General features: G+C 64.2%; 11 protein-coding genes. 7 read left to right on the top strand and 4 right to left on the bottom strand.

The features are described from left to right. Nucleotides 1–6: 6 nt before the first annotated feature. Complete coding sequence (locus tag G454_RS0109875; protein ID WP_027718494.1) at nt 7–1,179, bottom strand: FprA family A-type flavoprotein; 1,173 nt, start codon at nt 1,177–1,179, stop codon at nt 7–9. 33 nt (nt 1,180–1,212) lie between these two features. Then, nucleotides 1,213–1,797, bottom strand: a complete 585-nt coding sequence (locus G454_RS0109880) for a flavodoxin family protein (protein ID WP_211230035.1) — start codon at nt 1,795–1,797, stop codon at nt 1,213–1,215. A 144-nt stretch (nt 1,798–1,941) separates the two neighbouring features. Here G454_RS0109880 and murJ point away from each other — a divergent pair, with 144 nt between their 5' ends. Further along, nucleotides 1,942–3,528 carry a murein biosynthesis integral membrane protein MurJ gene (murJ, locus tag G454_RS18635; RefSeq protein ID WP_035107578.1) on the top strand — a complete coding sequence of 529 codons (1,587 nt, stop codon included), beginning with the start codon at nt 1,942–1,944 and terminating at the stop codon, nt 3,526–3,528. A 44-nt stretch (nt 3,529–3,572) separates the two neighbouring features. Here murJ and G454_RS0109890 read toward each other — a convergent pair whose 3' ends face one another. Then, nucleotides 3,573–4,928 (bottom strand): DUF1015 domain-containing protein, encoded by a 1,356-nt coding sequence (locus G454_RS0109890; protein ID WP_027718496.1) that lies wholly within the window; start codon nt 4,926–4,928, stop codon nt 3,573–3,575. Continuing rightward, nucleotides 4,906–5,292 carry a nucleotide pyrophosphohydrolase gene (locus G454_RS0109895; RefSeq protein ID WP_211230036.1) on the bottom strand — a complete coding sequence of 129 codons (387 nt, stop codon included), beginning with the start codon at nt 5,290–5,292 and terminating at the stop codon, nt 4,906–4,908. Before G454_RS0109895 ends, G454_RS0109890 begins: the two co-directional genes overlap by 23 nt. A gap of 95 nt (nt 5,293–5,387) precedes the next feature. On the opposite strand from G454_RS0109895, the gene G454_RS0109900 reads away from it, so the two are divergent. The 6 genes from G454_RS0109900 to G454_RS0109925 form a co-directional block, all read left to right on the top strand. Further along, nucleotides 5,388–6,092 (top strand): hypothetical protein, encoded by a 705-nt coding sequence (locus G454_RS0109900; RefSeq protein WP_051276192.1) that lies wholly within the window; start codon nt 5,388–5,390, stop codon nt 6,090–6,092. A gap of 147 nt (nt 6,093–6,239) precedes the next feature. Then, nucleotides 6,240–6,509 (top strand): hypothetical protein, encoded by a 270-nt coding sequence (locus G454_RS0109905; RefSeq protein ID WP_027718499.1) that lies wholly within the window; start codon nt 6,240–6,242, stop codon nt 6,507–6,509. Between the two features lie 86 nt (nt 6,510–6,595). Then, nucleotides 6,596–7,150 (top strand): hypoxanthine phosphoribosyltransferase, encoded by a 555-nt coding sequence (gene hpt / locus G454_RS0109910; RefSeq protein WP_425387445.1) that lies wholly within the window; start codon nt 6,596–6,598, stop codon nt 7,148–7,150. A gap of 2 nt (nt 7,151–7,152) precedes the next feature. Then, the gene (gene guaA / locus G454_RS0109915) at nt 7,153–8,697 is read left to right on the top strand and encodes a glutamine-hydrolyzing GMP synthase (RefSeq protein WP_027718501.1); all 1,545 of its coding nucleotides are present in this window, start codon (nt 7,153–7,155) and stop codon (nt 8,695–8,697) included. A 12-nt stretch (nt 8,698–8,709) separates the two neighbouring features. Beyond that, nucleotides 8,710–10,089, top strand: a complete 1,380-nt coding sequence (locus G454_RS0109920; protein WP_035107580.1) for an NCS2 family permease — start codon at nt 8,710–8,712, stop codon at nt 10,087–10,089. A 24-nt stretch (nt 10,090–10,113) separates the two neighbouring features. Further along, nucleotides 10,114–10,346, top strand: a 233-nt coding sequence (locus G454_RS0109925; protein ID WP_027718503.1) for an AIR carboxylase family protein, incomplete at its 3' end; no start/stop codon positions are given.

Raw genomic sequence — 10,346 nt, forward strand, 5'->3', positions numbered from 1 at the left:
TCCCCCCTATAACATCTCGCCCAGCTTGCGGGCGGTTTCGCGCACGGCGGCCAGCTCGGCCTCGTCGGGTATGTACTGGATGTTAATAACGTCGAAGGGCACTTCCCAGCCCATGGCCTCCATGGCCGCCTTCACTTCCCGGGCCCCCTGGCCGCCCCAGCCGTAGGAGCCGAAGGCCAGGCCGATCCTCTTCTGGGGCCGCAGGCCCCGCAAGTAGGTCAGGAAGGCGCTCACCGTGGGCAGCATGCCGTTGTTTAAGGTGGGGGAGCCCACCAGCACGGCGCGGGACACGAGCACATGGGGCACAATCTCGGAAATGTGGTTGGTCTGCAGGAATTTTACCGTCACGGGCACGCCCGCATCCTCCAGCCCGTCCTGCAGGGCGAGGGCAATCTTTTTGGTGGAGCCCCACATGGTATCGTAGACGATGAGGGCCCGCCGCTCCGTTTCGTGATTGGCCCAGCGGCGGTAGGCCTGTACGATCTGGGCGAGGTAGGTGCGCCAGATGACGCCGTGGCTGGGGCCGATCATGTCTATTTCCAGGGCGGCCAGCGCATCCAGGACCTTATTTACCTGCTCGCCGTAGGGCAGCACGATGTTGGCGTAGTATTTGGCCGCTTCTTCGTGGACCACCTCCCAGCCCACCTGGTCGTCAAAGCGCGCGTCGCAGGCCAGGTGCTGGCCGAAGGCGTCGTTGGGGAGCAGCAGCCTTTCCTCCGGTATGTAGGTGACCATGGAGTCGGGCCAGTGGACCATGGGGGTGGTGAAAAATTTCAATGTGCGCGCGCCGATCTTTACCTCGTCTCCGGAATTGACCACCAGGCAGTCCCAGTCCTTTTTATAATGGCGGCCCAGGGCCTTCTTGCCCTGGGGGTTGGTGACGATTTTGGCCCGCGGGGCCAGCTCCATGATGCGGGGCACGCTGCCGGAGTGGTCCATCTCCACGTGGTTGACCACCAGGTAGTCGATGCGCGAGGGCTCGACGACGCCTTTAATCCTGTCCAGCATTTCGTCAAAAAGGTAGTGTTTGACCGTGTCCACAAGGACGATCTTCTCATCCACGATGAGGTAGGCATTGTAGGTGGTTCCCCTGGGGGTGAGGTAGCCGTGGAAGTAGCGCAGGTCCCAGTCCACGGCTCCCACCCAGTAAATTCCCGGCTTGATCTCCACCGGTTTCACGCCTCTTCACTCCCTTCCCGGAAATTTAAATCATTATAAAGCCAAAAGGCGGCCCTGGGCAACGGTTTCTTCCAGGGCGGCCCTGTTATTGAAGATTTCTCCCCTCTTTTCCACGCCGGCATAACAGAGGGAAGCCTGCAGCTTTATCTCCAGCATTTTGAAAAAATACCTGGCCACCCGCACGGTGCCCTCAAAAACCCCGGGGAGGGTGGTGCCGGCACAGGAGATAAAAATTCCCCGGCGCTCCGGGCGGCCTTCCTCAATCACCCGGCGGCCTAAAAGATACTTGGCCGCCCAGAACTGCTGGGCGCGGTCAATAAATACCTTGGCCTGGGCACAGATGCCCATGGAGAAGACGGGGGCGGCAAAGATGAGGCGGTCGGCGGCCAGGATCTTCTCGTAGAGCACTCCCGCATCGTCGGGCACCACGCAGCGCCCGGTCGCATAGCACCCCTCGCAGGCCCGGCAGGGCTCGTAGCGAAAGTCCACCAGGTAGAGGAACTCCACGTCGCAGCCGGCTTCCGCGCAGGCCCCCAGCGCCAGGCGGGCAAGAAGGGCCGTGTTGCCGTCCCTGCGCGGGCTGGCGGAGAGGGCCAGGCACTTAAGGGTATTTGGCACGGTCATCCCCCCTGCATTTAACGGCAGGATTTCTCCGGCACCGCCCCAAAATCCTTCCCGCAAAACAGCTATCATTACGGCTTACGGCGAACTACCGCACGCCTTGCAAGGGGCAGGTGACCGTGCTATGATTTTCCGGGGCAGGTGATTGTCCTGGATACCGCCGCACGTGCCGCCCAGGCCACGGCAGTAGTAATGGCCGCAGGGGTCCTCAGCAAGCTCCTCGGCTTTGCCCGCGAGGCCACCCTGGCGTCTTCCTTTGGCGCCAGCGCCGCCACCGACGCCTACCTGGTGGCCATGGTCATCCCCGCCATCCTCTTCGGCCTGGTGGGCAACGTCATTACCACCGTAGGCATACCCTTGTTCAGCGAGCACCTCCATCGCCCGGAGAAAAGGCATGAGCTGGCCGCGCTGGTATGGGGCAGCTTTTGCGCTATTTGCGGGCTGCTGTCCGTCATTGCCCTCCTGGGGCTGGCGGCCTCCCCGTGGCTTGTGCGCCTCCTGGCCCCCGGCTTTGCCCCCGACCAGGCAGAGCTGGCCGCACGCCTGGTGCGCATCCTCATGCCCATGGTGGTGATCATGGGCATGGTGGGCTGGGCGCAGGGCATTTTAAACGCCCACCACCACTTCACCTCCCCGGCCCTCATGGGCGTGCCGTACAACCTGCTCATGATCGGGGGCATTTCCTGGGCCGCGGCGGCGGGGAGCATTGCCGGGGTGGCCTGGGCCACGGTGCTGGCCACGGCCAGCCAGTTCCTCATCCAGGTACCGGCCCTCATGAAGCACGGGGTACTGCAGGGCTTCCGCCTTTCCCCCGGCCACCCCGCCCTGAAAAAAATGCTCGTGTTGTCCGGGCCGGTGCTCATCGGCCTCGGGGCCAACCAGCTCAACCTCATCGTGGACCGCATGCTCGCCTCCACCCTGGAGGAGGGGAGCATTTCCGCCTTAAACTACGCCCAGCGCATCTTAAGCCTCCCCCAGGGGCTGCTGGCCCTGCCCGTGATTACCGTCCTCTACCCCATTTTTGCCCAGCGGGCCACGGTGGAAGACATGGAAGGCTTCCGCTTCGGCCTGGTGCGGGGGCTAAATGCCCTCGCCCTGGTACTTATACCCGTCACCGTGGCCACTGCCGTCCTCAGGGAAGAGGTGGTGCGGTTTGTCTTCCAGCGCGGCGCCTTTGACGACCGGGACGCGGCCATGACGGCGGCGGCGTTGCTGTGGTATGCCCCCGGCCTACTCTTCCTCATGTGGCGCGAGCTTTTAAACCGCGCCTTTTACTCCCTGCAGGACACCTTCACCCCCATGTGGACGGGACTGGCGGCGGTGGCCGCCAATGTAGCCTTAAACCTGCTCCTGGTGCGCCCCATGGGCCTGGCCGGTCTCGCCCTGGCCTCATCTCTTTCCGCCGCCCTGGCCTGCGTGCTTCTCTTTTCCGCCTTGCGCCGCCGTGCGGGTTGCGCCGCCGGTAGCCTGGTGCTGGCCGCCGCCTGGCGCATGCTGCTGGCGGCCTCCCTCACCGGGGCGCTGCTGTGGTGGCCCGGGGCCGCTGCCGCCGGCAGCGTGCCGGGCGGCTTCCTCGGGCAGGGGCTGTTTCTCACGGCGCTGGGGGCGGCGGGGGGCGCGGCCTACCTCCTGTGCTGCCGCCTCCTGGGGGTGGGCGAGTTGGACCTTATCCTCGCGCTGGCCCGCGAAACCCTGAGGCGCACGGTTTCCCTCGGCCGGCGCCGTTAAAAAAGCCCCCGCGGTTCACCGCGGGGGCCGCATGCCGCCGTAACTTAATCCAGCGGGTTGATGACCAAGCCGGTGATGACCTTGGGGAAAAAGTAAGTGGATTTCTGGGGCATTTTCTCCCCGCCCCGGGCCACGGCCACGACCTCTTCCACCCGGGTGGGGTTTAAGAAAAAGGCCATCCGGTATTCGCCCCGGTCCACGGCGGCCAGGGCCCCTTCCTCTTCCCGGGTGTAGGCGAGGTGGGTTTCGCCCTCGCGCTCGGCGGCCCCGATGCCCAGGAGGCGCTCCAGGATCAGGCAGTGGAGCACGGAGACGTCCAAGTTTTGCCAGGCCGGGGAGCGTCCGGGGGGCATGAGGCGGGGGAGGGATCCTTCGTCCCGCAGGGTCAAAAGGTACAGCCGGCCGCCGCCGAGGTACAGCCCGAAGGCGTGGCGGCGGGTTTCCCGGCTGCCGGCGCCCCCGCCGCCGGTCAAGCCGCCCCGCGCGGCCAGCTCCCTTAAAAACTGCGGGAAGTTGCCGTGGCCCGGGGCAAGGGGGAAGGGCTCTACGGCAAAGTGCTCCTGCAGCCTTTCCAGCAGGCCCCCCGCCTCCAGGGACGCCCGGTTTTTTACCAGGCGGTGGGTGGGCAAGCAGACCAGCCCCGGGTCGTAGAGGTTCACCAGAGCCATCATCACGTAGTCGTAAGGCCGCTCACCCTCAGGGTTACCCTCCTCCTGCCGCCTTTCCTCCCGGTAGGCCAGGGCCGTTTCGTAGCGGTGGTGCCCGTCGGCAATGTAAACGGCGGCAGGGGCCAGGATCTCCTGCACCGCACGGATGACGTACGGGTCGGCGACCACCCACAGGCGGTGGGCCTGGCCGTCCTCTCCGGTAAATTCCACGTCGGGCGGCAGGTCCCCGGCTTTCCTCCAGCAGGCCTCCACCCGCCTTTCCGGGTCGGCGTAAAGCCCGAAAATGGGGCTGAAGTTGGCCCGGCAGGCGCGCATCAACAGGAGGCGGTCGGCCTTGTGCTTGGGCAGCGTCTCCTCGTGGGGCAGCACCACGCCCTCCTCGTAGGGCGCAAGCTTTAATGCGCAAATAAACCCGCCGCGCACCAGCCGCCGCCCGCCAAAGGTAAACTCCTGCTCGTAGCGATAAAGCGCGGGGCGCTCATCCTGCACCAGCACTCCCTCCCGGCGCCAGGCCGCATAGCACGCCGCCGCCCGGGTGTAGCGGTTGTTTTCCGCCGTGTCCTCCGGGTAAACCTTGCCGTACTCCAGGCGGATGATGTTGTGGGGGTGGCGCCGGTAGTACATCTCCTGGGCGGCGGCATCAATGACGTCGTAAGGGGGCGTCACCAGGTCGGCAAGCGGCCCCGCCGCGGGGGCGTAGCGCAGGCCCCTAAAGGGCATGATTGTGGCCAAGATCTTCACGCTCCTTTTTTCTCGTCCAGCGCCGGCCGTCGCGCTGCCGGTATTTTTCCATCATGCGGCCGAAAGCCTCCTCCAGGTCGATGCCCAGGGAATTGGCAAAGCAGGCAATAATAAATAAAACGTCGGCCAGCTCCAGCGCCAGGTCCCCCGGGGGCTCGCCCGGCTTCTTGGGCTTCTGGCCGTATAAGTGGTTGACCTCCCGGGCCAGCTCGCCCACCTCCTCCGCCAGGCGCGCCAGCATGGCCAGGGGGTGCCAGTAGCCTTCCTCGAACTGGCTTATCCAGCGATCAACTTCCCGCTGCATTTCCCTTATTTCCACGCCCATCTCTCCTCCTACCCGGAGATTATAATTCATTTTGCCGGGGGGCGAAAAGCCCTCCTGCAGCCGTCATATTGGCCCCTGCAGCCTCATATGGTTATTTTAGGCAACCAAGGCTGGGGGGAGAAAGCATGTCCTGGCCGCGCCCGGTCATCCTGCTGCCGCTGCGCAAGAGGTACCTCCTGATCCTCCTGGGACTCGCCCTCCTGCTGCTGGGTTCCTGGGGCGTCTACAGCCGGGCTGGCTTCCGGAAGCCCCCGCCGGCACCGGAGCAGTTCCTGGCCGAAGCCCTTTTAAAAACGGCCTCCAGCAGGAGCTTCTGCTTCCGCGTGGAAGCCCGTCTGGGAGAGGGGGGCCTGATCAGCCAGGTGGAGGGGGAGCGGGCGGGCCCCGATGCCGTGCACATCCGGGGAACCATGTACAACAGCCCGGTGGAGTTCATCCAGGTGGGCGGCACCACCTACATGCGGGACCCGTGGACGAGTAAATGGTTGACGCTGGAAGGTAACCGCATGTGGCAGTCGGACCTCTTTGTGGCCGAGTTCAACCCCCTGGGCTTTTTAAAGTTCAAGGAAGTCCTGGGTGTGAGCTACCGGGGGAAAGAAAAGGTTGACGGGGAACAGGTGGTGGTCCTGGAATGCTACCCCCAGCTGGAAAACCCCTACCTGGAAATGAAATACAGCGACTACTACTGCAAGGTCTGGATCAGCCCCCGGGACAACCGCATCCGGCAGCTCACCCTGGAAGGCAGGGCGCCCGGGGGGAGAAGGGGCCTCTTCGTGGGCCTGAAGCTCTGGGACTACGACCGCCCGCTGGAGGTGAAGCCCCCGGTATAAGTCGTCCCGCGCCGCCCGGCAAAAAAGCGGCGGCTTTTTTTTATTTTTTGGCCCGTCCCGGAAGGAAAAAGTGACCTTTGTAACGAATACACATTTTTCGTGTGCCCGACAAAAAAATAAAAATCCTTTTTGCGGGGGAGAGGAGCCTTGTATACCATCTTTCGCAACGCCTTTTTAGTGCTGGCCACCTACCTCTCTTTCATCGCCTTTGCCTTCTGCGTGCTGCCGCAGGCCAAGCTCCCCGCCTTTGCCCTCCTGGCGTTGCCCGGCGTGATCTTTGCCTTAGACGACGCCGTAAACCTGGCGGGAGCGGTGAGGGAAGGCCTGCGCCTGGCCACGCTCGTCGCCGGCGTCCTGGCCCTTATTTTCGGCACCGCCTGGTTCCTCACCAGGTTCGGTGCGGCCTTCCTTCTCTAAAGGGCCTCATTGACGCCCTCCTTATCTTTTCACTATAATGTTCCTAAAGGTGCAGCGCGGGCTGCCGCATTTTTTGTTTTTTGGGAGTGGTGCGGGTGCATCCGGATGCGGAAAGAGTCCTCATTACGGCGGAGGAAATCTCCCGGCGCGTCAAGGAACTCGGCGAGGAAATCTCCCGGGATTACGCCGGCAAGGAAATCCTGGTGGTGGGCATCCTGAAGGGGGCGGCCATCTTCATGGCCGACCTGGTGCGCTGCCTAACCATCCCCGTGCAGCTGGATTTCATGGCCGTGTCCAGCTACGGGGCCTCCACAGAGTCCTCCGGGGTGGTGCGCATTTTAAAGGACCTGGAGGAAAACATTGAGGGCCTGGACGTGCTGCTGGTGGAGGACATCGTGGACACCGGGCTGACCTTAAACTACCTGCGGGAAAACCTTCTCACGCGCAACCCGGCCAGCCTGAAAATCTGCACGCTCCTGGACAAGCCCAGCCGGCGAAAGGTGCAGGTTAAAGTCGACTACAACGGCTTTGTCATCCCCGACGAGTTCGTGGTAGGCTACGGCCTGGACTACAACGGGCGCTACCGCAACCTGCGGGACATTCTGGTGCTAAAGCGGGAAGTCTACAGCGGAGGCTGCTAGCCGTGTTCCCCAAGGAAAGGCAGGAAACAATTATCGTCCTCGATTTCGGAGGCCAGTACAGCCACCTCATTGCCCGGCGCATCCGGGAGCTGAAAGTATTTTGCGAGATGCTCCCCTACAGCACGCCCCTAGAAGAAATCCGGGAGCGCCGCCCGCGGGGCATAGTCTTTTCCGGCGGTCCGGCCAGCGTTTACCAGGAGGGCGCCCCCGCGGTGGACCCGGGCATTTACGAGCTGGGCATCCCCATCCTGGGCATCTGCTACGGCATGCAGCTGATGGCCAGGCAGCTAGGCGGCGTGGTAACCCGGGCGGCGTTTCGCGAGTACGGGCGTGCGGAGCTGGAAATCCTGGACGCGGGGGATCTCTTTGCCGGCCTCGGCCCCGTGGAGCAGTGCTGGATGAGCCACGGCGACCGCGTGGAGGTCCCGCCTCCCGGGTTCGTGGTCCTGGCCCGCACGGCCACCAACCCCGTGGCGGCCATGGCCGACCGCCGGCGCAGGCTCTACGCCGTGCAGTTCCACCCGGAGGTGGCGCACACTCCCCGGGGGCAGGAGATCCTGCGCCGCTTCCTCTACGACATCTGCGGCTGCCGGGGCCTCTGGACCATGGGCTCCTTCATCGAGGAGTCCGTGCAGGAGATCCGCGCCCTGGTGGGCGACGGGAAGGCCATCTGCGCCCTCAGCGGGGGCGTGGATTCCTCCGTGGCCGCCGTGCTGGTGCACCGGGCCATCGGCGACCAGCTGACCTGCATTTTCGTGGACCACGGCCTCCTGCGCCAGGGAGAAGCCACGCAGGTTGTGGAGACTTTTCGCCGGCGGCTCAACATACCGCTGGTATACGTGGACGCCTCCCGGCGTTTCCTCGCGCGCCTTGCCGGCGTCACCGACCCGGAAAAAAAGCGCCGCATCATTGGCGAGGAATTCATCAGGGTCTTTGAGGAGGAGGCCGCCAGGCTGGGGCAGGTGGAGTTCCTCGTCCAGGGCACCCTCTACCCCGACGTGGTGGAGAGCGGCACCGCCACCGCGGCCACCATCAAGACCCACCACAACGTGGGAGGGCTACCCGGTGACATGCGCTTCGTGCTGGTGGAGCCTCTGCGCTGGCTCTTCAAGGACGAGGTGCGGGAGCTGGGCAGGGAGCTGGGCCTGCCGGAAGAAATAGTCTGGCGCCAGCCTTTTCCCGGCCCGGGGCTGGCCGTGCGCGTGCTGGGCGAGGTGACACCGGAAAAGCTGGAGATCCTGCGGGCGGCCGACGCCATCGTCACCGCGGAGATCCAGCGGGCCGGGCTGCACAGGGAGATCTGGCAGTTCTTTGCCGTGCTGCCGGACATCAGGAGCGTGGGCGTAATGGGCGACGAGCGCACCTACGCCTACACGGTGGCCGTGCGGGCGGTGCACAGCACCGACGGCATGACGGCGGACTGGGTGCGCCTGCCCTACGAGGTGCTGGAGCGCATCTCCACCCGCATCGTTAACGAGGTGCCGGGGGTCAACCGGGTGGTCTACGACATTACCTCCAAGCCCCCGGCAACTATAGAATGGGAGTGAAGGGGGAAAATCATGGGACTGGATAAGCTTTTTCAGCTCCGGCGCTACAACACGGACGTGCGCACGGAGATCATTGCCGGGGTCACCACTTTCATGACCATGGCCTACATCCTATTCCTGAACCCCAACATCCTCTCGGCCACGGGGATGGATAAAAACGCCGTCTTCTTTGCCACGGCGGTCAGCGCCGGCCTGGTTACCCTGGCCATGGGGCTGCTGGTTAACTACCCCATTGCCCTTGCCCCGGGCATGGGCTTAAACGCCTATTTTGCCACCGTGGCCGCCCAGCACGTGGGCATGCCCTGGCAGGTGGCCCTGGGGGCCGTTTTTATTTCCGGCGTCATCTTCATCATCCTCACCATTTCCCAGGTGCGCCAGCTCCTGGTGGTGGCCGTTCCCGATTCCCTCAAGCGGTCCATTATCGTGGGTATCGGTTTGTTCATCACCATGCTCGGGCTGAAAATGTCCGAGTTTATGGTCATTAAAGCCGGGCCCGCCATTCCTCCCACCCTCGACGCCCTTTCCCGCCCCGGGGGTATAGCCACCCTGCGCTTCTTCGAGTGGAACATTTTCCTGGGCTCCCTGGCCAGCCCGGTTACGCTGCTTTCCCTGGCCGGCCTGGCCGTCACCGCCCTGCTCATGGCCAAAGGGGTAAAGGGAGCCATCTTGCTGGGCATCATCATCACCACCCTCCTGGGCATTCCCCTGGGCGTGACCCAGGTGCCGCCCGATTTCCGCCCCTTTGCCCTCCCGGACTTCAACCGCCTGGCGGTCGGCAGCCTTGATCTCGCCGGCGCGCTGCACATGGGCCTGTGGGCGGTAATCTTCACCTTTACCTTTGTGGAGCTCTTTGACACCTTCGGCACGCTGGTGGGCACCGCTGGCAAGGCGGGGCTCCTGGAAGAAAACGGCCAGTCCCGGCGGCTGGGGCGGGCCATGCTGGTGGACGCCTGCGGGGTGGCCTTCGGCGCGCTTATGGGCACCAGCACCGTCACCGCCTACATTGAGAGCACCGCCGGCATTGCCGAGGGGGGCCGCACCGGCCTCACCGCCGTCACCACGGGCGTGCTCTTCCTACTTTCGCTGGTCCTGGCCCCTATAGCCGGCCTGATCCCCGGCGCCGCCACCGCCCCGGCCCTGATCATTGTGGGCATGCTCATGGCCCAGGCTGCCAGGGAAATTAACTTTGCCGACTTTACCGAAGGGTTCCCGGCCTTCCTGACCATGATCCTCATGCCCTTTACGGGGAGCATTGCCAACGGCATTGCCGCCGGCATTGTCTTTTACGTCCTGCTGAAAGCGGCCAGCGGGCGGGCACGGGAAGTGCACTGGCTGATGTGGATCCTGGCCGTTTTGGTGGTGGCCCGCTACATTTTCCTGGCCGAGCATTAAAAAAGTAAGGTGTAAGGTAACGGAATGACCGGAGCAATGGTGGGCATCGTGGTGGGCAGCGACTCGGACCTGCCCGTAATGAAGGAAGCGGCGGAGGTGCTGGAAGAGCTGGGCATCGGCTGCGAGGTGGTGATTTCTTCGGCCCACCGCACCCCCGAGCAGACGGCCCACTACGCCCGCACGGCAGCCGAGCGGGGCCTGGCGGTAATCATTGCCGCCGCCGGCATGGCCGCCCACCTCCCGGGGGTTATTGCCGC

The sequence above is a fragment of the Desulfovirgula thermocuniculi DSM 16036 genome (assembly GCF_000429345.1).
GTDB classification, from domain to species: Bacteria; Bacillota; Desulfotomaculia; order Desulfotomaculales; family Desulfovirgulaceae; genus Desulfovirgula; species Desulfovirgula thermocuniculi.

Excerpts from the sequence above, each read along its gene's own strand:
- G454_RS0109895 (WP_211230036.1), bottom strand. The coding sequence starts at position 5,292 with ATGAATTATAATCTCCGGGTAGGAGGAGAGATGGGCGTGGAAATAAGG.
- G454_RS0109900 (WP_051276192.1), top strand. The coding sequence starts at position 5,388 with ATGTCCTGGCCGCGCCCGGTCATCCTGCTGCCGCTGCGCAAGAGGTAC.
- G454_RS0109920 (WP_035107580.1), top strand. The coding sequence starts at position 8,710 with ATGGGACTGGATAAGCTTTTTCAGCTCCGGCGCTACAACACGGACGTG.